27 protein-coding genes are annotated in these 25,783 nt (G+C 42.0%); 10 read left to right on the top strand and 17 right to left on the bottom strand.

Annotated elements, in window-relative coordinates; all coding sequences use genetic code 11:
- Window positions 1-10: 10 nt before the first annotated feature.
- From D7Z94_RS00640 to D7Z94_RS00585, 12 genes are read right to left on the bottom strand one after another with little or no spacing between them, the layout of a single operon-like run.
- On the bottom strand, window positions 11-1,006 hold the full coding sequence (locus D7Z94_RS00640; protein ID WP_120709586.1) for a BtrH N-terminal domain-containing protein: 996 nt from the start codon (window positions 1,004-1,006) through the stop codon (window positions 11-13).
- Between the two features lie 3 nt (window positions 1,007-1,009).
- Window positions 1,010-1,411: a hypothetical protein gene (locus D7Z94_RS00635; RefSeq protein WP_120709585.1), complete on the bottom strand. Its 402-nt coding sequence runs from the start codon at window positions 1,409-1,411 to the stop codon at window positions 1,010-1,012.
- The gene (locus D7Z94_RS00630) at window positions 1,408-1,866 is read right to left on the bottom strand and encodes an ABC transporter permease (RefSeq protein WP_120709584.1); all 459 of its coding nucleotides are present in this window, start codon (window positions 1,864-1,866) and stop codon (window positions 1,408-1,410) included. Before D7Z94_RS00630 ends, D7Z94_RS00635 begins: the two co-directional genes overlap by 4 nt.
- Window positions 1,863-2,303 (bottom strand): hypothetical protein, encoded by a 441-nt coding sequence (locus D7Z94_RS00625; protein WP_120709583.1) that lies wholly within the window; start codon window positions 2,301-2,303, stop codon window positions 1,863-1,865. The genes D7Z94_RS00630 and D7Z94_RS00625 overlap by 4 nt, the downstream gene beginning before the upstream one ends.
- Window positions 2,304-3,437, bottom strand: a complete 1,134-nt coding sequence (locus D7Z94_RS00620; protein ID WP_120709582.1) for a beta-ketoacyl-ACP synthase III — start codon at window positions 3,435-3,437, stop codon at window positions 2,304-2,306. It lies immediately after the preceding gene.
- On the bottom strand, window positions 3,434-4,363 hold the full coding sequence (locus tag D7Z94_RS00615; RefSeq protein WP_120709581.1) for an NADPH-dependent FMN reductase family protein: 930 nt from the start codon (window positions 4,361-4,363) through the stop codon (window positions 3,434-3,436). The genes D7Z94_RS00620 and D7Z94_RS00615 overlap by 4 nt, the downstream gene beginning before the upstream one ends.
- Window positions 4,360-5,247 carry an LpxL/LpxP family acyltransferase gene (locus tag D7Z94_RS00610; RefSeq protein ID WP_120709580.1) on the bottom strand — a complete coding sequence of 296 codons (888 nt, stop codon included), beginning with the start codon at window positions 5,245-5,247 and terminating at the stop codon, window positions 4,360-4,362. Before D7Z94_RS00610 ends, D7Z94_RS00615 begins: the two co-directional genes overlap by 4 nt.
- 19 nt (window positions 5,248-5,266) lie before the next feature.
- Window positions 5,267-5,509, bottom strand: coding sequence for a phosphopantetheine-binding protein (locus D7Z94_RS00605; protein WP_120710815.1), 243 nt, complete (start codon window positions 5,507-5,509; stop codon window positions 5,267-5,269).
- 2 nt (window positions 5,510-5,511) lie between these two features.
- Window positions 5,512-6,732 carry a beta-ketoacyl-[acyl-carrier-protein] synthase family protein gene (locus D7Z94_RS00600; RefSeq protein WP_120709579.1) on the bottom strand — a complete coding sequence of 407 codons (1,221 nt, stop codon included), beginning with the start codon at window positions 6,730-6,732 and terminating at the stop codon, window positions 5,512-5,514.
- 14 nt (window positions 6,733-6,746) lie between these two features.
- Entirely contained in the window at window positions 6,747-7,490 is a 744-nt protein-coding gene (fabG, locus tag D7Z94_RS00595) for a 3-oxoacyl-ACP reductase FabG (protein WP_120709578.1), read from the bottom strand.
- 16 nt (window positions 7,491-7,506) lie between these two features.
- Window positions 7,507-8,655, bottom strand: a complete 1,149-nt coding sequence (locus D7Z94_RS00590) for a WG repeat-containing protein (RefSeq protein WP_245967114.1) — start codon at window positions 8,653-8,655, stop codon at window positions 7,507-7,509.
- 4 nt (window positions 8,656-8,659) lie between these two features.
- The gene (locus D7Z94_RS00585; protein ID WP_120709577.1) at window positions 8,660-10,189 is read right to left on the bottom strand and encodes an HAL/PAL/TAL family ammonia-lyase; all 1,530 of its coding nucleotides are present in this window, start codon (window positions 10,187-10,189) and stop codon (window positions 8,660-8,662) included.
- A 103-nt stretch (window positions 10,190-10,292) separates the two neighbouring features.
- Between D7Z94_RS00585 and D7Z94_RS00580 the strand changes: the two genes are divergently transcribed.
- Window positions 10,293-11,543 (top strand): NAD(P)/FAD-dependent oxidoreductase, encoded by a 1,251-nt coding sequence (locus tag D7Z94_RS00580; RefSeq protein ID WP_120709576.1) that lies wholly within the window; start codon window positions 10,293-10,295, stop codon window positions 11,541-11,543.
- A 29-nt stretch (window positions 11,544-11,572) separates the two neighbouring features.
- Here D7Z94_RS00580 and D7Z94_RS00575 read toward each other — a convergent pair whose 3' ends face one another.
- Entirely contained in the window at window positions 11,573-12,178 is a 606-nt protein-coding gene (locus D7Z94_RS00575) for a hypothetical protein (RefSeq protein WP_120709575.1), read from the bottom strand.
- 398 nt (window positions 12,179-12,576) lie between these two features.
- Between D7Z94_RS00575 and D7Z94_RS00570 the strand changes: the two genes are divergently transcribed.
- From D7Z94_RS00570 to D7Z94_RS00530, 9 genes are all read left to right on the top strand, one after another.
- Window positions 12,577-13,704 (top strand): hypothetical protein, encoded by a 1,128-nt coding sequence (locus D7Z94_RS00570; protein WP_120709574.1) that lies wholly within the window; start codon window positions 12,577-12,579, stop codon window positions 13,702-13,704.
- Window positions 13,705-13,858: 154 nt separating this feature from the next.
- Window positions 13,859-14,251, top strand: a complete 393-nt coding sequence (locus D7Z94_RS00565) for a hypothetical protein (protein ID WP_120709573.1) — start codon at window positions 13,859-13,861, stop codon at window positions 14,249-14,251.
- An 18-nt stretch (window positions 14,252-14,269) separates the two neighbouring features.
- A complete protein-coding gene (locus tag D7Z94_RS00560) occupies window positions 14,270-15,130 on the top strand; it encodes a DUF5777 family beta-barrel protein (protein WP_120709572.1) in 861 nt (286 codons plus the stop codon).
- A gap of 125 nt (window positions 15,131-15,255) precedes the next feature.
- Window positions 15,256-16,185, top strand: coding sequence for a 4Fe-4S dicluster domain-containing protein (locus tag D7Z94_RS00555; RefSeq protein WP_158594564.1), 930 nt, complete (start codon window positions 15,256-15,258; stop codon window positions 16,183-16,185).
- A gap of 18 nt (window positions 16,186-16,203) precedes the next feature.
- A complete protein-coding gene (gene nrfD, locus D7Z94_RS00550) occupies window positions 16,204-17,547 on the top strand; it encodes an NrfD/PsrC family molybdoenzyme membrane anchor subunit (protein WP_120709570.1) in 1,344 nt (447 codons plus the stop codon).
- On the top strand, window positions 17,544-18,446 hold the full coding sequence (locus D7Z94_RS00545; protein ID WP_147415802.1) for a hypothetical protein: 903 nt from the start codon (window positions 17,544-17,546) through the stop codon (window positions 18,444-18,446). Before nrfD ends, D7Z94_RS00545 begins: the two co-directional genes overlap by 4 nt.
- A 72-nt stretch (window positions 18,447-18,518) precedes the next feature.
- Window positions 18,519-18,917, top strand: coding sequence for a c-type cytochrome (locus D7Z94_RS00540; RefSeq protein ID WP_120709568.1), 399 nt, complete (start codon window positions 18,519-18,521; stop codon window positions 18,915-18,917).
- A 100-nt stretch (window positions 18,918-19,017) separates the two neighbouring features.
- Window positions 19,018-20,241, top strand: coding sequence for a glutamyl-tRNA reductase (locus tag D7Z94_RS00535; RefSeq protein ID WP_120709567.1), 1,224 nt, complete (start codon window positions 19,018-19,020; stop codon window positions 20,239-20,241).
- A gap of 62 nt (window positions 20,242-20,303) precedes the next feature.
- On the top strand, window positions 20,304-21,089 hold the full coding sequence (locus D7Z94_RS00530) for a hypothetical protein (protein WP_120709566.1): 786 nt from the start codon (window positions 20,304-20,306) through the stop codon (window positions 21,087-21,089).
- Window positions 21,090-21,184: 95 nt separating this feature from the next.
- On the opposite strand, the gene D7Z94_RS00525 is transcribed toward D7Z94_RS00530, so the two are convergent.
- From D7Z94_RS00525 to D7Z94_RS00510, 4 genes are read right to left on the bottom strand one after another with little or no spacing between them, the layout of a single operon-like run.
- Complete coding sequence (locus D7Z94_RS00525; RefSeq protein WP_120709565.1) at window positions 21,185-21,442, bottom strand: hypothetical protein; 258 nt, start codon at window positions 21,440-21,442, stop codon at window positions 21,185-21,187.
- 2 nt (window positions 21,443-21,444) lie between these two features.
- Window positions 21,445-22,461 carry an FAD binding domain-containing protein gene (locus tag D7Z94_RS00520; RefSeq protein ID WP_120709564.1) on the bottom strand — a complete coding sequence of 339 codons (1,017 nt, stop codon included), beginning with the start codon at window positions 22,459-22,461 and terminating at the stop codon, window positions 21,445-21,447.
- A gap of 10 nt (window positions 22,462-22,471) precedes the next feature.
- Window positions 22,472-24,817 (bottom strand): xanthine dehydrogenase family protein molybdopterin-binding subunit, encoded by a 2,346-nt coding sequence (locus D7Z94_RS00515; RefSeq protein ID WP_120709563.1) that lies wholly within the window; start codon window positions 24,815-24,817, stop codon window positions 22,472-22,474.
- Window position 24,818: 1 nt separating this feature from the next.
- Window positions 24,819-25,454, bottom strand: coding sequence for a (2Fe-2S)-binding protein (locus tag D7Z94_RS00510; RefSeq protein WP_120709562.1), 636 nt, complete (start codon window positions 25,452-25,454; stop codon window positions 24,819-24,821).
- Window positions 25,455-25,783 lie beyond the last annotated feature (329 nt).

Genomic DNA, 25,783 nt, shown 5'->3' with positions numbered 1-25,783 from the left:
TTAAGAACCTTTAAACTGCCTTGCGCAAGGCCTGAAAAAAAGCTTCCTCTCTTTTGGCCAAATCCAGTAATTGGTCCGCCACCTTGTTATAGGCGTCTGTTTGCACACTACGATTTTTATACACGCGGGAAGCTTCAAGGGCAAAATCACGCCATTGATCTCCAATTTCGGTCATTTCCTTTGAAAAATCCTTGAGCTTTTCGTTTTTCAGCACTTTACCGGCTTCCTGTAAAAATGCAGCATAAATATACCGAAATCCTCCACCACCCGTACCGATTTCCTCTTGCATACGTACAATTTGACCTAAATAATGGTTAGCTTTCTTGGCTCCCAATTTTTGAGGCCATTTGCGAATGTTTTTGGCAACCCAGCGCATGGCCCTTACCCCTACAATGGGTACAGGAGCGGTCATATCCCTACAGGTATGCTTTATCCCCTTTACGATCGCTTTTTCCAGACTCAGGGTCTCTGGGAAGGCAATAGGGTAGTACATGTGGCCTTTAGGCGCGAAAGCTCCCTTGGCAAATCGTACCTTTTCCAGTTCCCTATCCGTAAGCGTGGTCACGTCTTCCATTACGGGATCGCTGATGAGGTAGGTATCCCCTTGCTTTCCATATACCACCATATTATGTGCATTGAAGTGGAAGCGATACTCCTCAGGGAAATAGGGGAGTTGAAACACCCCTACCTGAAGCCCTACTGGATTGTTGTTTGCCAGATTTGCATCCAATCTTTTTCGGGCGTCCTCTGTTTTTTTGAATTTCTCCCTTTTCACTTTTATACCCACACGTTTGGCAAACCGGTTGAAAATAAGTCCGGGCATTACCCTATAGGTGAAAACCGGAGCATAATTGACCTTTAGGAAAGGAAGGTAGCTGAAGAGAAGTCCGGATCCTATTCCGAATACCATGGGCTCGCTCACCTCAAATCCGTTGTGCCGCATGAGGTTGGATACCACCCCGTTTTCACAATGGGCGGACTGTTTATGTGTAAAATCTATTTGCATTTTTCAAGGGTGTATATGCACTAGTTCTTCAATGGTAATGTCAAAGACATCGGCATATTTTTGTAGTGTTCCAGGGCTTAATCTTTTAAAGACCGAGGGTTTAAAATGTCGTTTTACGCGCCATTTCCAAAGCCCTACATAACTCGCTAGGATACCTAAATCCATTTTATGGAGTTCCATATAATAAACAATAGGGCTGGCTTCATTGGCAAGTACACGTTGCTTTGCGGTTTCCACGCGTTCCTCAATTTCCTTTAACGCATTTTCAAGGGCAATGGTTTTGGGATCCCAGCCAGTGCTCAGTGCAGTGGTGTATTCCCCATTTTCGTCCACGGCATAGCACATTTCCCGGAGATTGGCAGATTCAAGTATGCTTTTGTGCTGAGGCACTTCGCCCTTTTTCATTGGACTTCATGGATTAGAAAATTCAGAGTACAATCTACGATTAAATCATCTTTTCTAAAAATGGAGCCTGTAATGGTACAGATACTGAGCTCTTCCGTATCGTAACGGGAGATTAATTTTGCTTTTGTTATCAAAGTTTCGTTGACGGTAGGCAGTTGAAAGATTTCAACTTTTTTTATAGCACTGATGTATCCTATGACTTTGTTGCCCTTTCCCTCTAGATCGTCCGTTTCAAAATAGCTTTGTCCTACAATAGCCGAACAGGCCTGGGCCGCATTTTCAATAAGTCCTGTTTCCGAAAGCCTGCCCTTGTCCACAAAAATACAATCCTCGGTTATATGGAATTCGGTCACTACCGAATCGGCATCAAGATAGGGCATGGTATTAACCATGAGCATAGGTTCCCTATGCGGAAGGAATTTTTTAATATCGATATGTAGGCGTGCATTCTTCACCTATTGGCCAATACGGTTTTCATTTTACCGGTTGCTATCAGGGATCCGTCACATTCAATCTGTGACTCTACCAAAGTAACTCCCATAATATCATGAAGGATATGGACCGTTGTCCTAAGTTCCTGTCCTAAGCGGGGAAGGGAATCGATTTCCACCTTTGCAATGGCACCGATATACCCCATTGGGGCATCTTGGTTTTTTAAAAAATAATGATATCCGGTATGTAGGGCCACAGTTTGTGCCATGTTTTCGATAAGTCCGGGTTCTTTGAACATCTCGTTACTCGTAAACAGATTTTCTTGCGTTATGTTAAATCCGGATACTATTTTTTCAGGGGAAAAGTAAAATAATTTATCCACCATTACAAAAGGATGTTTCTGGGGAATCAGCCCGAGCAGGAAGTCTTGATCGGTTATGGGGTCTTTGAGAAGGTTCATTTAACTCACGGTCAAATAAGCATAGGTGTAGGAAAATCGGGCACTTTCCGGAACGTGTAGCAATATTTTGTCCCCTTTCTTAAGTTTTCCCGATTGTACCAATTCCTCTAACATCATATAAATAGACGCTGCCCCCGCATTACCCACATTTTCGAGATTAAGAAACCATTTGTTTAAGGGCATCTCTATCCCTTGACGCTTCATTTCATTGTACAGTCCATCCTTAAAATAGTATGATGAAATATGAGGCAAATAATAATCTACATCATCTGGGCCTATACCGTATTTTTCGTAGGTTAATTTTAGACTGTTTACGCCTTTCTCCAAAATATATTCGCCCAACAATCGGGTATCCTGCTTTACGGCAAACACAGATTTTTTGCTCCAGTCATTGGCAGGAAATTCGCTCCAAGGTCTTAGGTGCCCATTTTCTTCTTTATCACCCCCGGCATACATACAGGCCTCAAGTTCAAAAGCATAGGAATAGCCCTCCATCCATTCAATTTTTAACGGTGTTTTGCCTTTAGGATCGGGTTCCAGCAAAACTGCTCCAGACCCGTCGGATAACATCCAACGCAAAAATTCCTTATTGAAGGATAATATGGGGTTTCCGTTCAATTCCTTCAAATGTTCTATTTCGTCCTCGTAAACCTCTGACTTCAACCAAGTAGAACTACGTTCTGAGCCTGCACAGACTGCTCTTTCTATTTGTCCGGCCTTAACAGAAAGATACCCGTATTTCAATGCATTCATTCCCGAACAACAAGCACCAGAGACCGAGTTGATCTCCATATTGCCATTCTTTAGAAAACCATGGACCATAGCGGCATGGGATGGTAATATTTGATCTGGGCTGGAGGTGCCACAGGAAAGTAATTGGATATCCTGAATCTTGAAATCGTCATCACACAAGAGCTCAATGGCTTCTTTGGTCAACTGGGCATTATTATGAGTGACCTTACCCTTGTCGTCTAAGGCGTAATACCGTGTTTTTATCCTATTGTTGCGTAATACTATTCGTCTGGCCTTTGAAGTCTTACCGTCTAAAATCCCTAGCTTTTCCTCCATTCCGTCATTATCCACCGGATCATTCGGTAAAAACTTGGCTATTCGTGTTATATAAACGTCCTTCATCTATTTTCCTTTAGCGCTACTGAGGAATAATAGGCTTTATCTTCTTTCCTCCTCTGGTACCGGGGCAAATAAGTGAGCAAAAATACAATAAAAACTATTGGTGCTATGACCCAGATCGCAAATAACAAATAATATTTGAATATTCTGATCCATTTGAGTCGTGGTGGTTCTCCAGGTCCTCCTTTTTTAATAATATGGTTGGCCCATTTGGAGAATAATACATTGCCTCTTTTATCCGTAAGCACTAAATATGGGTTGATGCGAACCGCACCCAGCTTTAGAAGATTTTCCTGCAAATTTGAAAAGTCCTCAACAAGAAGGGCCTCTTTGATAGGTGCTCCAAATTTGATAGCTTCCTTGATGTCTTTATCGGAAACCCCAGGTTTTGGGAAAATACCCAGATACCTGTCTTTTTTTCCGGATAACATCCAATGTGAAATGGTTATAACGCTGATATGATTGATATGGCGATCTACGAGTGCAATATGACCCACAAGTTTGGCCTCTGCTTGGACCAGTAGTCTTTTCATCTTTTCCTGTGCCTGTATCCACATATTCCTACAGGCAACAACGGTCATTACCGGTCTATCCCTTAAAAGCGATTTCCCAATATCGGATATTAAAAAAGAATTGATAGGAATGGAAGGGGTAAGGTACCATACCTGATAGCCCAAAATGACCAAATCGTATTTTTTCCTTAGAATTTCTTCTTCGGGGGGGTGAAACCCAGAGGGTATCTGTAAAAATGATTCCGGGAAGCAATCGAAAAATTTTTCCTTATCCCATGGAAATTCATAGGGTTCGTTTGGGATAATTCTATAATAGGAAACAGCTATGTTATCCTGTTTTAAGGGGGAAACCATATTTTCCAGAATATCCAATAACTGCCCGGTTTGGGAATAATAGACGACCAGTACTTCCTTCATGTATTTTCTTTTCTTTTCCAAAAGTCAAAATAATTGAACCATTGTAAGGGATATTTCCCCAAAATCCATTCTACGCTTTTGGTGTATTCTTTCAATAAGCCTTGGGCATCCCTGTTTTTCACCTTTGCTTTTCTTGCAAAAAGGTGATAATGCTTGGCGGTCTCCTTCATAACGTATACGAACAAAACGGGAACCTTAAGTCGAGAACCCAATAGGAACGGACCGGCCGGAAATTCGGCCTTCTCGTCCAAAAGCGTCTCCTCCAATGTCTTTTGCCCTACAAAATAGCGGTCACCTGTAAAACAGACCAACTCTCCCTTTCCCAAGGCTACGTTAATTTCAAAAATATGCGAAAGATCTTCCCGAACAAGTATAAACTTGATTTTTGATTTTGAGGTAACACTTTCAAGATATTCCTTTATATGCTCATGCTCCGCATCCGTGGTCACCAAATTGATCTGGGAATGCGTATCTATATCCTCAAAAAAGAATTCGGCTATCTCGAAATTTCCAACATGGGCACTGATCAGAATACCTCCCTCGCCGTTCGCTAGTAGGTTTTTAATGTTCTCGATACCGTCAAATTCATAGGTAAACTTATCCCGAAGACCCGACCCTATTGCCGTCTTATCTATTAACGTCTGGCCAAAGGAATAGTAGCTCTTATATATTCCAAAAAAACTTTTCAGATGCGAATATCCCAGTCTTTGGTTGAGATAGTAATAGATTGCTTTTGTGTTTTTCCAGGAAAAAAGACAGAAATAGAGGATAACAAAATACAATAGGAAATACGAGGCGCGGATTCCTAAACTTTTAATGAAAAAGATAAAAATTTTATAGCCTAGGACGGTACCTCTGGATTTTCCTTCCCATTCCGCTGCCATGGATAAGTTTTGAGAACGATCAGTCCAATTTTCGCTCGATGAGGTCGTAGAAATCCTGAAGTGTTATTATGTTTACGAAATCCTCTCCGACCAGTTTAACGCCAAAGTTGCTTTCTACTGCCACCACCAAATCCACAAAATCGAGACTATCCAGTTCCAAGGTCTCCTTAAGGTTGGCCTCCGGTGCAATATCCTCTTCCTCTACTTCAAATTCGTCTATAAGGAAGTCATCGATTTTTCCAATAATAACCTCTTTAGTCATTTTCAACAGCATTTTTTAACGATCAATGCGGAATTGGTGCCACCAAAACCGAATGAATTGGACAAAAATACGTCAATTTTTTTATTTAAGGTTTTCTTAACGATGTTTAATTTGGAAGAATCCTCATCGGTTTCCTGCAGATTAATATTGGGGGCAATAAAGGAATGTTGCATCATAAGCGTAGCGTATACCACCTCACTTGCACCGGCCATCCAGCACTCATGACCTGTCATGGATTTAGTAGAGCTTACATATGGGTAATCCGTTCCGAAAACTTCAAATAATGCCTTGGCCTCATTGGCATCGCCAACAGGGGTTGAGGTCGCGTGGGCATTTATATAATCCACGGCCGAGGCGTTCATATTTGCATCCTTCAGGGCTTTTTTCATGGCTGAGGAAGGTCCATCTACATTCGGAGTTGAAATATGCGCTCCATTTGAGGAAAAACCGTAGCCCACAACTTCGCCAAAAATGGGAGCACCTCGCTCCTGGGCGGATTCATAACTCTCCAATATAAGTGTGGCCGCCCCGCCACTGGGAACCAATCCGTCCCTACTTTTGTCGAAGGGGCGAGAGGCTTTTTCGGGATTTTCTGTATTTACTGCAAATACCCCGAGCCCGTCAAAACTGGCCATGGCCAAATGATTAATTTCCTGTGCACCACCACAAATAATACAATCCTGAAGCCCGCTTTTGATCAATTGATACGCCATACCAATGGAATGTGATCCACTGGCACAGGCAGCGCTAAGTGTAAGGTTTATACCCTTGAGTTTAAGAATAGTGGAAAGGTTCATGGTTACCGTAGAATTCATCGCCTTAAAAATAGCTCCCGAACCTACCAGGGTGGTATCTTTTTTTTCACGGATGATATCTATGGATTCAATTACCGATTTTGCCGTACTGTCATTGCCGTAAATAATACCCACCTCATTGGTGTCCATATATTCCAAGGGGATATTGGCATTCTTCAAAGCTTCCATAGTGGCTACATAGGCATACGCCGCTTCCTCGCCCATACTAACACGTTGTCTTCTGGAAAGCTGGCTTTTGAGGTTCGGTAATTCCACATGTCCTGTTAAAGGGGACCTATAGCCAAAGGTCTTCCTTTGTTCATCATAAACAATCCCGGATTTTCCCTCGTATAACGAGGTCTTTACCTCCTCCAAGTTCTTGCCTATGCAGGAATAAATACCCATACCTGTGATTACCACTCGTTGCATTGCCAATAAATATTTTAAGAATAAATACCGCCATTAATGCCAATTACCTCACCGGTAATATAAGATGCCTTTTTGGAAATCAAAAACGAAACAAGATGAGCCACTTCTTCAGCTTCTCCAAATCGATTGACGGGAATCATTTTTTTCAACTCCTTTTCATCCATCTCACTTGTCATATCAGTTTTGATAAATCCTGGCGCTATTGCATTTACAGTAACGTTTCTTTTGGCTACTTCTTGTGCAAGGGCCTTGGTGGCAGAAATAAGTCCTCCTTTTGCAGCGGAATAATTAACCTGGCCGGAAGTTCCTTTCAGACCAGAAACGGAAACCATGTTTATAATTCTACCATATCTGTTGACCAAGAGTTTTTGAATCAAATGGTTGGTTACGTTAAAAAAACCCTTAAGGCTTGTGTTAAGCACAGAAGACCAATCTTCAGGTTTCATCCACATGAAGAGCCCGTCTTTGGCAATGCCAGCATTGTTAACGATTACTTCAATAATGGCTTCCTTATTGTTTTCCTGCCAAGTATCCAAGGTTGTTTTTACGGCCTCGGCATCCACTACATTGAATGGTAGAAGTTCAGCAGAACCCCCAACTTCGTGTACTCGTTCTAGAGTTTCCTGGGCGGCCTCAACGTTGCTATTATAATTGATCAGTATATGGTAATCGGCATCTTTGGCCAATTGAATGCAAATGGCACGGCCTATTCCCCTAGAACCCCCTGTTACAAGGGCACACTTTTTAGTTTCTCCCATTCACGGTACGTATAAATTACTTGCTGGTATCAACAAAAAGTTCGGCATTTTGATACCATTTGTTGCCCAGAAGTTTTCCATCCTTGTCCAAATAGCCCCATCCTTTTTTGGTCTTTACCCGGGAAACACCACCAATGAAACCCTTATCTTCCCCACTCTGAAAAAAAGCGAGACCTACGGAGATATCATAATCCATGGGAATTATCAAATTTCCAGAAGTATCTATAAATCCCCAGTCTTTATCTTTTACAGGTGCCAGGCCATCATTGGAGAAAACTTCGGCATCCCTATATTGAAAATCGATTATCGTCTCACCTTTTTCGTTGATATAGCCCCATTTTTTGCTTTGGGCCGCGGGAGCCAAACCATTTTTAAAGGCTCTGGCCTTATCAAACTTTGGTTCTATTACCCATTCCCCTTGATTGTTCACATACCCCAATTTTTTGTTCTTTCTGGCATAGGTAAAATTGGATCCATCATGGAAATTCCAGATTCTGTCCACACCAGGAATCACTTTTAGTTGACCGTTTGCCACAATTCCGAAATCATCACCTTTTCTGCCCCAAACTCCGCTAGGATGATTAAATCCCAACTCTTTGTATTCGATAGGAATAGTAAGCTCTCCTTTTTGGTCTATCATTCCCCAAAGATCCCCGTTCCGAACTTTGGCCCCACCGTGATGGAAATTTTTTATTTCGTCGAACTTCGGCTCCAAAATAAACTTTCCATCTGTTCCTAATAGACCAACTTTATCATCCCTCTTAATTATGGCGACCCCGTCATTGAAATCATAGTACTTTTCGGCAGCAGGGACATTAAGCGGATTTCCTGATCCATCTATATAGCCCCACGCATCATTTGTATTGACCATGGCACGACCTGAGTTGAACTTTTTCGCTTTATCGTATTTTGGTTCAATGGCCCATTCCCCGGAGGCATTGATGTACCCCCAATTACCATCCTTTTCCGCCATGGCATACGGACCCGAAAAACTCTTAGCTTTTTCAAATTTTGGTTGGATTACATAGGCCCCCGACTTGTCTATATAACCAAACTTACCGTCTTCCCGGACCAAGGCAAGTTCTTGTGCCGACAAATTTACCATCCCCAAGAACATACCAAGGACTAGTGTCAATGCAATTTTCATAACTCTTTTTGTTTTCATGATGCTAACTGTTTTTATGGTTAGTGATAAAATCCTTTACTTGATTTACATAGGGGTACATTACCAGATCTTCCTGGAATGGCGGTACTATGGCCCGTATGGCATCGTACATTTTCTTTGTCTTCGAAGAGACTTGGCCCTGCACCTTTAAATATTCAATGGCCTGTACTACAGTTATGAGTTCGATGGCAATGACCTCAAAGGCATTTTCAATGACTTTCTTGGTAATCATTGCGGCATTGGTGCCCATACTTACAATATCTTGGTTATCATTATTATTAGGGATGCTATGCACATACATGGGGTTTGAAAGCATCTGGTTCTCTGCCGTAGTGCTGGTAGCGGTAAATTGCACACCTTGCATCCCAAAATTCAACCCTAATTTTCCGAGATTCACAAATGGAGGAAGTATGTCGTTTAGCTTTGAATTCATTAAGTAGTTTAATTGTCGCTCGGCCAGCATGCTCATTTTGGTAACCACAATTTTCAGCTTGTCCATTTCCAACGAAACATAGTCCCCGTGAAAATTCCCACCGTGGTAAACATGCTCTTTTTCCACGTTCACTATGGGATTATCATTAGCCGAGTTCACTTCCTCTATCATAATCCGTTCCACATCGTTCAAAGTATCCAGAACGGGACCCAATATTTGGGGAACGCATCGTAGGGAGTAGTATTCTTGTACTTTTTCCTCAAAGATGGTAATCCCATTGTTATCCGTATATAAATGGTGTTCCCGTTTTCTCGTCAGTGTGCTGTCCTTCAAATGGCTGCGCATAGCACGGGCTATTTCACGTTGGCCCTGATGTTTCTTGGTCTCATTCAAGTCATGGGACAGGTGATCATCATAAGCTTGGACTATTTCGTTTATGGCAGATGAGCAGGCAATCATCCATTCCAATAACCTACGGGTATAAATGGTATTTACGACGCCTATACCCGTCATAACGGACGTGCCGTTTATCAAGGCCAATCCTTCCCGTATTTCTACCGATATGGGCTTTAGTCCTTCAATTTCAAATACTTCTTGTGTAGATCTTAAATCCCCATTATAGTATACTTCCCCTTCCCCGATCAACACCAATGCCAGATGTGCCAATTGTACCAGGTCACCACTTGCCCCTACACCGCCATGCTCATATATTAAGGGAACAATATCTTTGTTGATCAAGGAAATCATTAGCTGTATGACGGAAGTATGCACTCCGGAATTTCCCAAGCTTAACGTATTGAGCCTTGCCAACATGGCAGCCTTTACATACTTCGCCGGAATTGGATTCCCGGTACCGGAGGCGTGGCTTCGAATGAGATTATATTGTAGTTGCGTCCGCTCGGAATCCTTTATCTTGTATTGGGCCATTGGACCAAAACCTGTATTTACGCCATAGATGATTTTATTTTTTGAAAATTCCTTAAGAAAATCAAAGCTTTTTTGAACAGTAGCGAGAACAGTCTGGTCTATACTGATTGACTCCCCATTAAAGATTACGCTATAAAATTCCTCTATTCCTAACTTTCCCTTAATTTTCGGCATCTATGGTTGGATCAGACTTGATTAATGGCTATATACTAAATAAAAATAGTTAATTTGGTTTGCAAATTTATAATAATTAGCGAATCTATATTTTATTCGAGCTATGAAGAAGGAAATGGTAGATGTTTTGATTATTGGGGCGGGGCCATCGGGTAGTGTTGCAGCTTCTTATCTCAACGGTAAAGGATTTACCATTAAAGTAGTTGAAAAGAACAAATTTCCAAGATTTGTAATCGGAGAAAGCCTATTGCCTAGGTGTATGGACCATTTTAAGGAAACCGACCTCTTCGACTGTCTGGACACCTATGGATTTGAAATTAAGTCGGGAGCTCGCTTTATGAAGGGGCCAGAGGTGTGCAATTTTGACTTCAGTAAAAAACATACCAAGGGGTGGGATTGGACTTGGCAGGTACCACGTGCCGATTTTGACAAGGCTATGACCGATACCCTTCAGGAAAGAGGTGTTGATATCTGTTTTCAGCAGGAAGTTGTGGAAGTTGACTTCAATGATGCCGGATCTACCACTACCCTAAAGGATGCGCAAGGCGGACTATCCTACCTGACTGCAAAATTCATTATTGATGCCAGTGGCTTTGGTAGGGTACTGCCCAGATTGTTGAATTTGGACAAACCCTCTGAGATACCCAAGCATTCCTCGATTTTCACCCATGTAAAAGATGTAAGACGACCAGAAGGAAAGGAAGGTACTTTAATTACGTTCGATGTAGTGAGTACCGAAACCTGGCTATGGGTCATCCCTTTCTCCAACGGATATACCAGTATTGGTTATGTAGGACCGACGGATTATATAAATTCCTTTGAAGGGGATACTACTCAAAAGTTGGTGGAAATGATGAAGCTTTCAGATTATTACTATGATCGTTTCAAGAATTTGGAGTATGTGTTTGAGCCAAAAATCATAAAGAATTTCTCCAAGTCGGTTAAGCAGTTATATGGCAAGGGCTATGCCCTTACCGGGAACAGTGCCGAGTTTTTGGATCCGGTTTTTTCTTCAGGGGTCACTTTTGCCACGGAATCGGCCCTATTGTCCGCCAAACTTATTGCGAGGGAACTGAAAGGTCAGGATGTAAATTGGGAAACGGAATATTCCAATTATATCCGAAAAGGCGTTGCCGTGTTTACTACCTATGTAAAGGAATGGTATACCGGCAGCTTACAAAAGATTTTCTTTCATAAACCCGAAAATCCTGAGATAAAAAGACAAATCTGTGCGGTCCTTGCCGGATACGTTTGGGACCAGACCAATCCTTTTGTGAAAAATCACCATCGGCTGGTAAAGGCCGTAGCCCATATAACGGATCTTGAAAAGGAGATGCGTTTGTCCGAAAAGTAGTTGTCGGATTTTGTTTAGCTCTTTCTTCTTTAAAAGGCTTTCTTCAAAATTAGTTTTGCAAAGGATTTTCCCGTTTTGGCATATCCTTCCCCAATACGGTCCTCATTATTAAAACTGCTCCCCCACTGATTGCCGGGTGCGTGCTTGCTGTTTACTTCTGCAAGAACACGGCCTTTGTTCGCCGTTTCTACAAAACGCAAGACCGTGGAAACTTTGGCGGGCTGTTTCATTACGCCGGCATCCCATCCCGGGTATACCCATACCGTATCCACGATAAGGGTGTACTTGGCATCTGCAAGACCTTGATCAAAATAAATACCATGGTCTTTATGAAAATACCGGTTCATCAATTCTAGAAATTTTGGGGCATAAATAAGCTCTCGGCTGGCGTACCAACTTTTTTCCCATGATTTGCCCTTGCCCCTGGTGTCTTCCTCCAATTTAGCGGCGTGGTTTTTTACATATTCGTCGTTGGTGAGATTGTCTTTAAGGAGTTTCACATTATCATATACAAACTCTACATTAATTTCTTTTTGTCCCTTGAGAAAATCGAAGTCGCCCTCAATTATTTTCATTTTTTGGGCGGAAAGAACGGTAACGCATAACGAGATAAAAAATGGTAGATACTTTTTCATGATTTTGGATTGGGTTGTTTATTTATCTCTATCTAAACTCAAAAGTACCCGGTAAATTGTGTGGTTGTATGGAGAAATCCTCTAAATAAGGCTCTATTTAACAAGTAGGAATTAGAGGTAGCTACTTATGTCTTAATTGTCCAAATAGGGATCAGCTATAGTTATATATTATTCCCTTTCCGTAAAAGCCAGGCCACATTTCTCCAAATACGGCCTTTTTAGGATTTTAGCCAAAATCCTTGATTTATTGAATTATTCTCTTTTTATGCAATTTATATTGATTATATATTAATAAACATAGCATTTTACTGATAAATATCATTTTCTGTAGTGTTTTCCTCTCATATTTTTACGCCTATTTAATCGCAAAATCTTGTAACCGCTAAATATTCGATCGTATGAAAAATTCTAAGTTAATAGGCTTCTTGGTATTGGTCATATCAAGTTTACTATTTGTTCAATGTACCAGTGACCCAATTCCCGGCCCACCTGGAGCCGACGGAATTGACGGAGTTAACGGAGTGGATGGTCAGGACGGAATTGACGGAACGGCTTCCTGTATAAGCTGCCATTCCAATGCCGCTCGCGATATAGTTGAAAGTTCCTTTGCCCTTTCGGCACATGGAGCAGGTGGCGTGTTCAGTTTCACCGGTGCTAGGATAGATTGTGCCTCGTGCCACTCTACAAAAGGCCATTTGGATTTCTTGGCCTTTGGCGAGGTAGATTCGGTCAGTTTGTCAAATACTTCACCGATTACCTGTGCCACATGTCATGATAAGCATTCTACTTTCGATTTCGAAAACGATGGGGAGGATTTTGCCTTGAGAAGTATAGATCCGGTGACCTTGGTAATCGATGAAACCACCGTTGTGGACTTTGGTGGTACAAGTAATAACTGCGCTACTTGCCACCAACCGAGAAACAGTTATGTAATTCCCGCGGAAAATGGAACAGGCCAATATGTAGTCGCAACCACACGTTTTGGGCCTCACCATGGACCACAAACCACAATGTTGGAAGGTATTATGGGAGCCAATATACCCGGTTCGGAGGGCTATCCCGGTGTTGCTTCGGCAGCACATAGAACAGGTGCATCCTGCGTAAGCTGTCATATGGGAGAATCTACAGATGTAAATGAGGGCTTGCATTCGTGGAATCCAACAGAGGCCGCCTGTATTGCCTGCCATACCAATGGAGTACCGGAGGAAATGGCCGGATTTACCGAAGGCATGGCTACCTTAAAACAGTTGTTGACCGAAGTTGTTGGTGAGGAATATGCGGTAGATACGGAGGGCAACCCTGTTTTTGATGTGGATGGCAATCCGGTAGGTACGGGTGTGCCAATTACTGGGCTCATAGTGGACGTCCCCTCACCCAATAGGTCCAATGAGGGCATTTTTACAACCGAACAAGCACAGGCCGCATGGAACTACATGACCTTATTGGAAGATCAAAGCAATGGGATTCATAATCCCGGTTATTCCAGGGCATTGTTGACCAATTCAATTGAAGCATTACAGAACTGATTTCGGATCTTTTTCCAAACAGTTCCGAGCAGGTTATATGGTACTGCAATAGTATCGACAGGAATTTACAGTTTCATCAAGCTGTTGCTATATCAGAAGGATGACTAAAGTGCTTTGAAATTGGAGCAAGTGATGATCTTATAATACAAACGAAATGAAAAAACGATTAAGGATAATCTTGATGGGCGGTCTAGGTCTATTGTGCTTTTCTTCTTGTTATTATGACCAATTGGTAGAGGAAGAAATTCCGGATATACCTATAGATGAACCTATTTCCTTTAGGGATGACATCCAGCCTTTGTTCATTGGAAATGATAGGGATTGTACCACGTGCCATAATGGGAATGTTGCCAACCCAGATTTAACCGAAGGGAATGCATATGATGCTATCGTCCCAGAATATGTAGTTCTTGGAGATGGCGAGAACAGCCAGTTTTTTAGGGAGTTGCCGGGCAATAACCACCCTGTTGAAGCAGGGTTTGTACTCACCGTAGATGAAATTGCCTTAATAAAAGGTTGGATAGATCGTGGTGCCGAGAATAACTAAATAGTAAGACATCAAAATATGAAAAACACAATAGGAATATATTTTGGATTAGCTTTATTGTCCCCCGTCCTACTCCTTTCACAAAAAAGAGAGAAGGATTCCGTAGTGGATAAACCTGAACGCCCAGCCTTTGAAAGCTCCTTTATTATTGATAACCCTAATAATGTGCTCTTTTCAAAGAACACCTTGGAGGTTCAGATGTCGCATAGGTTCGGGTTGATTAACGAGGGAACCAATGATATGCTAGGGTTTTGGGGCCCTTCCAATATACGGATGGGAGTGGCCTATTCCATACATGAAAGATTGACTCTGGGATTTGGGACTACCAAATTTAATCGCCTCCAAGATTTTAACTGGAAAGTGGGAATCTTAAATCAAACACGATCTAGCAGGATTCCGGTGAGTGTGTCCTATTACGGCAATTTCACGATAGATGCAAGGAAAAGGGAGAATTTTAGTCTAGATCAACACAGGTATTCCTATTTTAACCAGTTGATCATTGCGAGGAGGTTCAGTCCTAAGCTTTCCATGCAATTGGCTCCTAGTATTTCCCATTTTAACCTTGTGGAAAGCCGGATGAGGAACGATGTAATAGGGGTTGCGTTCGGAGGGCGCTATAAAATAAGTGATCAGACTTCCATACTATGGGATTACAGCCAGCCCTTTACCCATCATTTAAACGGTGAACGACTGGATATTGATCCAGAACCGGGAATAAGTTTGGGGTTCGAGTTTGCTACGTCCGCACATGCCTTCCAATTGTTTATAACCAATATGAACGGTATTGTACCACAGCAGAACTATATGAAAAACACAAACGATTTTTTTAGAGGTCAGATTCTGTTCGGATTCAATATCACGAGGAACTATAATTTTTAAACCTATCCCTTGGGAAGAAGAGGGGTAATAAAAGGAGAAACAAAGGATAGTTTGCGCAACAACGGTCGATTATGGAAAAAGACAACACAAAAAAGAATAGTACGAACAGACGTAAATTTCTGAAAATGGGTTTACTGTCGGGCGCCACAACTGTGGCCGGTGCTACTTTGTTGGCCAATTTGGCTTCTGAGGAGGAACTACAGGCATCAGGTGAAAAAATCAGGGTACTTACCCCGGACGGCAAAATGGTAGAGGTAGATGCTGAGAGCATTAACAATTATCCCGAGGCCCATATTACACCTGCTGAATCAAGAAAAGGAATTCCGGATCGAAAATTTGTTATGGTAATCGATTTGGCCAAATGCAAAAATGCTAGAAATTGTGTTGAAAGTTGTCAAAAAGCGCACAATCTGGATTACAATGAAGAGTTTATGAAGGTCCAGCTCATTCAGGACCATGAAGAAGCAGAGCCCTATTGGTTCCCAAAACCTTGCTATCATTGTGATGAACCACCCTGCGTTACGGTATGTCCCACTGGGGCCACCTTTAAACGGGACGATGGCATTGTTTTAATAGACAATGATCGGTGTATTGGGTGTAAGTTTTGTATCACGAGTTGTCCTTATTCCGCACGTCAATTCAACTGGAGCCATAAACCGAAATTTGATGACACAAGCCAACCCTACTCACCGGAAACCAGTATTCCCGGAACGGAGGGCACGGTAATGAAATGCGATTTCTGTCCAGATATGCTCAGACAGGGTAAACTACCCTATTGCGCATCATCTTGCCCTATGGGCGTGATCTATTTTGGGGATAAAAACGAAGATATGGTTACCAATGGAGAGGAAACCGTTCGATTTTCAGAGTTAATAAATGATAGGGGAGGATATAGACATTTGGAGCATTTAGGGACGAAACCTAATGTTTATTATCTGCCTGCCGTAAATAGGCAGTTCCCATTGGAGCGGGGCTTTGATGTTGAAGAGGATATTATTGAACGATATAAGGATGTTCCTTTTGTTCAAGATCTAAAGAGCCAAGGTAAGATTTAAAGTAAACAACGTTCTAGGATGAATGTAGATAGTAGAAAAAGGGAATTGGTCAAAGAGTTTTCGCCCATGCTTTTAAAGTCGACCAAATGGTCCAAGATATGGATCGGGATTTTGGTTGGATTTGTTTTATGGGGATTGGCAGCTTTTGTCATACAAGTTGTTAAAGGACATGAGGTTACCGGTATGCGGGACAATGTAGTCTGGGGTATTTACATTATTAATTTTATCTTCTTTGTGTGTTTAAGTTATTCAGGGGCCTTTATTTCGGGTATTTTACATTTCTTCAAAACACCTTGGAAAAACTCGATATCAAGAATAGTTGAAATCATTACCGTAGTATCCCTGATCATTGGCCCGATATTTATTTTACTTTGTATCGGTAGGTTGGATAGGTTGCATTATTTGTTTCTCTATCCACGTATACAATCCCCCATAACTTGGGATATCATAGCCATAATTACCGACCTGATAGGCTGCTTTATTTATTTATACCTAACATTTATTCCAGATTTTGCCATACTTCGTGATAATAGTGAAGATGTACCTGAATGGAGAAGAAAGCTTTACACGTTTCTGGCCATCGGATATCGAGATACACCCACCCAACGCAATAGACTACATAAAATAACCCGTATCATGTCTGCCATGATTATTGCTTTGGCCATTGTGGCGTATACGGTCTTGGCCTGGATATTCAGTTTGACTCTTCAACCAGGGTGGAACAGTACAATTTTTGCCCCGTATTTCATTGTTGCCGGTCTATATTCCGGTGTGGGGGTCATTATTATTGCCATGTATCTGATTCGCAAATATTTTAAATTGGATCACTATATACGAAAGGTGCATTTTATTGGTGCCGGTGTAATCCTATTGGTCATTTCATTGTTGTTCGGCTATTTTACCTTTAGTGAGTATTTTTCCAGATGGTTTAGCCATAAGACGCATGATGCCGATTTATTGAACACCCTATTTAATAAATATTTCTGGGAATTTATTTTTGCGAATTACATTGGGGTATTGGTACCCATCGTAATCCTGTTCTTTAAAAGGTTCAGGACTATAAAATCCATCACTTTTGCAGCTGTCATTGCAGTTTTAGGGCTATGGCTAAATAGGTATTTAATAGTTGTGCCTACTTTGGAAACACCCTATTTACCCATTCAGGATACCCGTCCTGAGTTTATACACTACTCGGCTACATGGATTGAATGGGCACTTAGCTTTGCCGGGATTGCCGCTTTTGTCCTGTTCTTTATCCTTATTATGAGACTTGTTCCTATCATTCCAATGTCCGGTATCATAGACTATGAAAGGGAAGGAAAAGGAGGAACCTATAGTGTAACCCAATATCAGTTGAAATGAGAATTAGTTTTTTTAAATATTCATTGTCTATAGTGCTTTTGAGCTTATTTCTTGCGTCGAACATTTTTGCGCAGGAACAGGACTTAAGCAACTATAGGATGCGGTTCCGTTTTAAGAGCATTAAACAACCCGATGGGTCGAGAATACTGGAAGCCAGTTTTGTTGCCACAAATAAGAAGGACAGAAAAGATAGAGTGCCGGTATACGAAGCGGATATTAATTTTCTTAACGTGCTGGGAGAAGAAAAGGTTCCGCTGGGCGCATCCAAAACTTCCAAAGAAGGGATTGCCCGGATTACATTGCCAGAGGACCAATACTATTTAAAGGATGAGGAGGGTAGGATTACGTTGATGGCTCTTTTTAAGGGTACGGAAGAACTGGATGGCGAAGAGGAAGAAATCAGTATAAAAGATATCCATCTGGATTTGGGTCTAATAGAAAAGGACAGTATTAAAACCGTCCAGGTAAAAGCCCATACACTAGATAGTCTAGGAGTTCAAATTCCTGTGGAGGAAACCGATATTATTATTTCGGTCGAAGGGATGCTTTCTAAGATGATAATTGACGAAGGTACCATAGAAGAGGGGGGCTATGAATTTGAGATGCCCATAGGTTTGCCCGGAGATGTAAATGGAAATATCACGGTATATGCGATCATCGAAGATCACGACGACTATGGTGATGTAGTCCAGAAGAATACGGAAAGCTGGGGAATTTTAAATGAACAGCACAAAGAAGATGAAAACACATTGTGGTCCGAAGCTGCACCCATTTGGATGTATGTGGTATTGACCATTTTATTGGTGGGAATTTGGGCAAATTTCGTTTACACCGGAATACACTTATTTAAGATTAAAAAAGAGGGAGAAGAATTGGAATTAAAAACCGAGAATGAATAAAAGGATTTTCAAAATTGCTTTGAACCATAATTGTTTTTGAAAATCCGAAACCAAAGAATAAATAATCAAAACATGAGAACAGTTAGAAATTTAGTCGTTATCGCAATCGTGTCATTTGCTTTTTACTCTTTTACCGAGGAAGTGCAAGAAGAATGGGTAGTTCCGGAAGAGTATGAGAAAATGAAAAATCCCACAGACCCAGCGGTGGATTTGAACATCGGCAAATCCTTATACAACAAACATTGTAAATCTTGCCATGGCAAGGAAGGTTATGGAGACGGACCCAAGGCGGATGAGGTAGAAGGGGATTTAGGCGACTTCTCATCAGAGGAATTCCATGCACAAAGTGATGGGGCCATTTTTTACAAAAGCTATATAGGACGGTTCGATATGCCCAACTATGAAAAGAAAATTCCAGATGAAGAGGATATGTGGTTGGTAGTCAATTATATGAGAACAATGAAGGAGTAGTAAATACCTTATCCCTTTGCTAAAATGTTTTCGTAAAAAACATGAATGGGGATGAAAGCGTATAGATGGCATCTAAGTTTTAAGATCTATTGTATTCATTATGGAAAAGTCACTTAGCTATATAAGCATTTCGCATAAAACGGCTTCGGTTACCCAACGGGAGGTCTTCCATATTCCGAAGGAGGAAAAGAAGGATTTGGTGGCCCGCCTTTGTGAGACCTTTCCTGATATTTCAGGATTGTTGCTCCTGGTTACCTGTAACCGAACGGAAATATACTTTGAATCCCTAACCACCCCGGCAGTAGCAGTACGGAATTTCTTGGTCTGTATAAAATCCTCTAGTTCAGATGTAGAAATTTCACGATTATTCAAGTCTAGCGATACCACCGAAAAAACTGTTCGGCACCTATTGGAGGTTTCTTCAGGACTTGCTTCCTCCGTAATCGGAGATGTGGAGATTGTGCATCAAATAAAGAAAGCCTATCATTTTTCCATAGAGCTCAACCTCCAAGGTTCTCTCTTGGAAAGAGCTATGCAGACGGTGTTCAAAAGCCACAAGCGCATTAGTAATGAAACACTTTTTAGGGACGGGACCACTTCAATGGCATATAAGGCGCTAAAGGTTATAAATCATGTCTATGACAAAGCTTTGGTAAAAGAGAAAAGAATATTGTTTATTGGAGCGGGGGACATTGTAATACAGTTGTTCAAGTATAATTCCAAATTCAATTTTAAAAACATTTACGTTAGTAACCGTACAGAAGAAAAGGCAGTGGTCTTGGCAAAGAGACACGGAGCGAAGGTATTAGGTTGGGATACGGTGTTACGTAATGATTTTCAAGATTTTGACATAATCATTGGTGCGGCCAGTAGCTGTGCCAACCTTGTGAAAAACATACCCACTGCTGGAATGGATTTGGTACTCCTGATAGATTTGGCAGTACCGTGTAACATTAATAAGGACCTGTCCCGTAATGAGAACGTTTTACTTTATGATTTGGATACCATTTCTATGGATTTGGAGGAGACCAAAGAAAAAAGAATGGCGGCCATTGGGAAGGTTGGCGATATTATAGGTGAGGAACTTTTAGTGTATACCGAATGGCTTCAAAAGGCTCCTTTACGAGCTTTTTTGGCGGAGTATAAGATTCTCGTAAATCAAAAGGTAGTTGATTATTTTGAAACTGATCTGGAAGAATATGACCTTAAGACGGTCAAAACGGTAACGGACCGGGTAATACGGAGGGTAAAAAGACGGACAAGTCCATCAATACCACTTGAGGAAATAGATGCAGTCATTGCCGAACAGGTTTCTTTTTTATAAAAACCCTTTGGTTATGCGACGAAGCTTGCAATCAATACAAACTTTTCGATAAATGCAAAACAATGATTTTAAGATTTAAATACATATCATTAATTATCGGTGCCGCGGTCATAATGGCGGCTTGCAATAACGGTCCAAAAGTTATTGAGATAACAAACAAAACGGGGAGCTCCCTGGATTCCTCAACGAAACGTGATAGTAATGGCGATGTATCATCCAAAACCCAATTCCATTCAGTGATGGTAAGCGAGGTACTTCCTTCAACTCGATATGTATATCTTAAAGTAAAGGAAGGGCAAGAGGAATTTTGGATCGCCACAGGGAAAATGGATATTAAAAAAGGCGGGACCTATTTTTATAGGGGTGGATTGTTAAAGACCGATTTTGAGAGTGAGGAACATAATAGGATATTCAAAAAGATTTACCTTGTCTCAAATTTAGTTTCCAAGGAAGATCACACCACCTTGTCAAAAACTGAATCCAATACCAGTTCGGTCAAGGGAGAAGGTATTGCTGAAAAAGAGGAAGCACCTACCCATGCCGAAAAGGAGGTTCAACATAGGGGATCCATTAAAATTGCCGAATTGTTAAAGGACCCTAAGCGGTACGAAGGGCATTCCGTAGAAATCAGCGGTACCTGTGTAAAGACAAATCCCAGCATAATGGGACGTAATTGGTTACACCTACAGGATGGAAGCCAAGATGATTATGATTTGGTGGTTACCTCCAATACCGTGGTTCCTGAAGGTTCGGACATTACCGTCCGTGCCGTTGTGGCTTTGAATAAAGACTTTGGTGCAGGGTATACCTATGCCCTTATTCTGGAAAACGGAACATTGGTCGAGTAGGCCGAATTGGTTTTATTGGGATTGGCTTAGTCGCGATTCCCATTTTCCAATCCCTGGGATGTTTCAATTAAATGGCCAAAGACCTTAGTATTTGGTCATACCATTGGAGGCTCCCTGTCCATATCATCGCCCACATCTTCGGAAACGAAACAACTCCGTCCTTCCAAACAGTGCAAGGGGGATACCAAACCATTATCGGGCCCCGTGGCTCCTGCAGAAGTAATACACCAACAAATTGTATTGGCATCATCCAATAAAAGCCAGGGGTTGTCCCCTCCTTCCATCATACCATATGGATTTCTGGCCCTAAGGAACTTGCAGATGTTTTTTTTGTTCGAGTTGCCATTTTCCATACCTAAGCGATTTCTAAAATGGTTTGCTTAATAGTGGATACAAACAGCGGTACTTTGTAATCATTTTTAGAAAGAGGGCGCGCCTTTGTCATCGCAGCTTTTGCAGCGGCCGTGGCATTGTCACTATTTATGGTCTTACTTTCAATGGCCTGCTGGGCTTCAACGGAGCGATAGGGTACCGGAGCGGCAGCCCCAAGGACGATACTTGCCGATTTGCAAGTATTTCCGGAAACTTCCATGACCACCGCCACATCTGCCAAGGACCAATCGTAGGATTCACGGGCTACTTGTTTGATGTATGCACTTTTCGTATTTTTCGAAGGTGGAGGAAGAATGATTTCAGTAATGATTTCCTTCGCCTGAAGGATATTTTCCATAGCAATATCCTCCCCTGCCGAGACAAAGAAATCATCCATTTGAACCGTTTTCTGTTTTCCTTCTGCATTTGCAATAACCACACTGGCATTAAAGGCCATAAGTGCAGTGGCTATGGAAGAAGCATGAACACTTACGCAAGTACCGTTATCGAGTATAGCGTGATTTTCATTTTCACCTGTTTCCGAATGGCGTGCAAAACATCGGTCGCCCCCTTTACGGAAACAATCATGATCCGCAGAACGAAAATACCAGCAACGGTTACGCTGTGCTATATTACCTCCCAAAGTAGACACATTACGTAATTGTGGAGTGGCAGCATGGTTTACCGCTTGATGGAGCGCCAAATACTGACTCTTAATTTCCGGATTTGACGCGATTTCCGCCAAGGTTACATTGGATCCAATATGTAACCCTTCCTTACGATCATAACTGATTTGGTCAAGGCCGGGAATATTCCGAATATTGATAATCTTTTGCGGTTTAAGCAGACCTTCCTTTACCCAATCGAACACATCAATGCCTCCAGACTTAAAAACCGAGGCCTTTTGGGTAGGTTCATATAGCTCATCGGATAGGGTCGAATTGACTTGCTCAAGGGCATCCTCAACGGATTTTGCTTCGTACCAACTAAATTTATTCATGGTTTCGTATTTAAGAGACTTTACTTAATGCTTTAAGAATGCTGGATGGAGTAATGGGTATTTCATAAAGCCTTACTCCAATGGCGTTGTAGACTGCATTGGCAATCGCAGCGGCCGTGGCAATATTAGCAGGCTCCCCAATACCATATGCATCGGTTGAGGAACGCCCGGAATATTCTTCTACAATTACCGTTTCAATTTCGGGGATTTCCATGGAAAATGGCACCTTATACTGATCCACATTGGCATTCATCATGTGGCCGGTGCTATTGTCCATCACCCTATTTTCATAGAGCGCATAAGATACACCTTGAATGACTCCCCCATTGATCTGACTTTCCAATTGTCCTATATTAAGTGGCCTACCGCAACTATGTGCTGCTACTACACGATCCACCTTTACAAATCCCGTATCGGTATTGACACTGACCTCTGCAAATTGTACCGATCCCAAATCACCATAGGCCAGACCCCAAGGTTGTTGAAAGCCGCCATAATCATCCGATCGGCTCGCTATTTTACTAATTTGGCTGGTTCGCATTAACTTGGTCGCTTCCTTAAATGACATTTTAAGGTCCGTATTCGTTTTATGGTTCACCTGACCATCGGCCATAACTAACTCGGAGGAATCGGTCTCCCATTTTTTGGCAACAAGCTTCAATAAGGCTGTTTTTGCTTCAAAGGCCGCATTACGGGTAGGAGGGGTAATGGAACCTGTGACCACACTTCCGCCAGAACCTGGTCCGACAGGAAAAAACGTATCCCCAATGTTTACCTTGATATCTTTCACTTGTAGGCCCAATTCCTCGGCAACTACCTGGGCAAGAATGGTCTTAGTCCCTGTTCCTATATCCTGGACACTGGATCGTATCTCAACACCACCGCCTTTATGAATTTTAATTTCTACGGAGGAATCCAAGGACACAAATCGGGGCCAAGTGGATTGGCCTACTCCAAGTCCTTTCTTCACTATACCTTTGCTGCTTCCAGCAGGTTTACGACGAGACCATCCAAAAAGCTCCGCTCCCCGTTGGCGCTCTACTTTTCTTACTTCGCTTGTATCAATATGATCTCTATAGCTTAGGGGGTCTAAATTTAATTTTTCCGCTATTTCATCAATGGCCTGTTCCAAACCAAATGCGCCCTGAACATTACCTGGCGCACGCCATGCAGCTCCTGGACCGGCATTGGTCAATACATCATATTGTTCTGTTGCAAAATTTGGACATGTATAAAGGATTTGGGCAATACGCCCCACCCCGGCACCAAGTCCTACTCCCGCCGTTCCATGGGAACGTTGTTGAATACCGGTCAAGGTGCCATCTTTTTTGGCCCCTATTTTTAGGTATTGAATTGAATTGGGACGATTTCCCTCTGCCAGATGCTCCTCCTGTCTATCCAACATCAGCCAAATGGGCCTACCTGTTTTTTTGGCCAAATTTGCGGCCATAGGTCCAAAACTTCCGGCACTATGTTTGGCACCAAATCCACCACCCATGAATTCACAGATAACCCTTACCTTACTTTTTGGCAAATTAAAAACGCTGGCCATTTCATTTCTGACGGCGGCCGTATTTTGTGTTGATGCATAGACGGTCATAACATCGGCATTCCAATCGACCACAACGCCATGGGTTTCCAAAGGCATGTGCGTATGTACCTGGGTGCGATATGTTCTTTCCACTACAACATCGGCTTCTTTGAAACCTTCTTCCAGATTGCCTCTGGGCCCACCAAAAAAACTACTGGTAGATGGCCCCCTAACATTACCTTCCCCTTTGCTGCCATCATGTGTTTCGCCTACATCCCCGCCATCTTGCTGCTTTGTAATAGGGGCATCAAATACGATAGGCGCATTGAGCTCCATAGCCGCCTCAAGATCTATAACAAAAGGTTTTTTCTCATAGTTGACCTTGATCAGGGAAACGGCCTCTTTGGCAATTTCCAAACTTTCGGCAGCTACACCGGCCAGAGGTTGACCTACATACTTCACCATGGGATATTTACCGGTACTATTTTCTTCCCCCTCTTTTGGGGTGTTTTCTATGAGGTGGATAGCGTGTACGCCAGGCAAGCTTTTTGCTTTGGATATATCTATGGATGAAATGGTAGCATGTGGCACGTTTGAACGCAATATCTTTGCGTAGAGCATACCTGGTAATTTAATATCCGAAGTATAAATTGCCTTACCGGTTACTTTTTCAAGGGCATCGATTCTTGTGACCCTTTTTCCAATCACTTTTAATTTATCGTTGATGGGCCATACTGGTGGCTCTTCAACAGGTATTTCCCGTTCTACTTCGCTTAAATTATGCCCAGGAATACCGTATGGGAATTTTTCTTTTCTAGTATCCATCTTAAATCGTTTTTTTTGCTGCTGCCAGAGTGGCCTTAAAGACTTTAGGGTAGGTGCCACAACGACAAAGGTTGCCCCGTGTGGCATTTTTTACATCTTCCAAATTGGGATTAGGGTTATTATCCACAAGGTGTACACAGGACATGACCATCCCTGGGGTGCAATACCCACATTGCGAAGCATCATGTTCTATAAAAGCTTCCTGTACTGGATGCAATTCCCCGTTTTTTGCAATACCTTCAATAGTGGTAATCTCTTTGTCTCCCACGTCAAAAGCTGACATCATACAAGAATTTACAGGCTTACCATCCAAATAAACGGTACATGCGGAACAAGAGCCCCGATCGCATACGACCTTGGTTCCTGTAAGTTCTAAATGATCTCGTAGAGCAGAGGCCAGGGTTGTCCTGGGTTCTACGCTAAGTGATTTTGTTATGCCATTGACCTTCATTTTTATGGTTATGGCATCGGGGCCAAATTCTTTGCCTGTTACAAGTGGTTCCTTGTACTCCAAGGCAAAGGCGTTTGAAGTCATTAAAACGCTACTTGCGGTGGATAATCCGGCACCCCTTATAAAACTACGCCTACTTATGGTTTTTCCCGGTTTGGACTCCGGATCTTGGTCTTTATTTTCCATGTAATTAGGATTGGGTTTGTTTACTATTCCAGTACAGAAATGGGCACCTTAAATTACAATATTATTCTATAAGAAGCCATCATATAATCAAAATTTAACGCAAAGAATATGGATGTGGAAAATAGTCTAGACCTCTTGATTCCATAAATACAAGGTTCATTGATTTGAAAAGGGCTAGACCAAGCGTGCGATTGAATATTTTCTATTCTTGAAATAGACCCATAAGTTTTGGGATAAACCTCATAGACCATTTTTTGAGTGGTTTCTGTTCCGAAATCGTTTTTAATAAAAGTGGCGATGGTGCAAGATGCGTTAAGAGCCAATGAATA

It is taken from the genome of Ulvibacterium marinum, assembly GCF_003626755.1.
GTDB lineage: Bacteria > Bacteroidota > Bacteroidia > Flavobacteriales > Flavobacteriaceae > Ulvibacterium > Ulvibacterium marinum.
The sequence above is the reverse complement of the archived record's forward strand: the minus strand, read 5'-3'. Positions and strand labels throughout refer to the sequence as shown.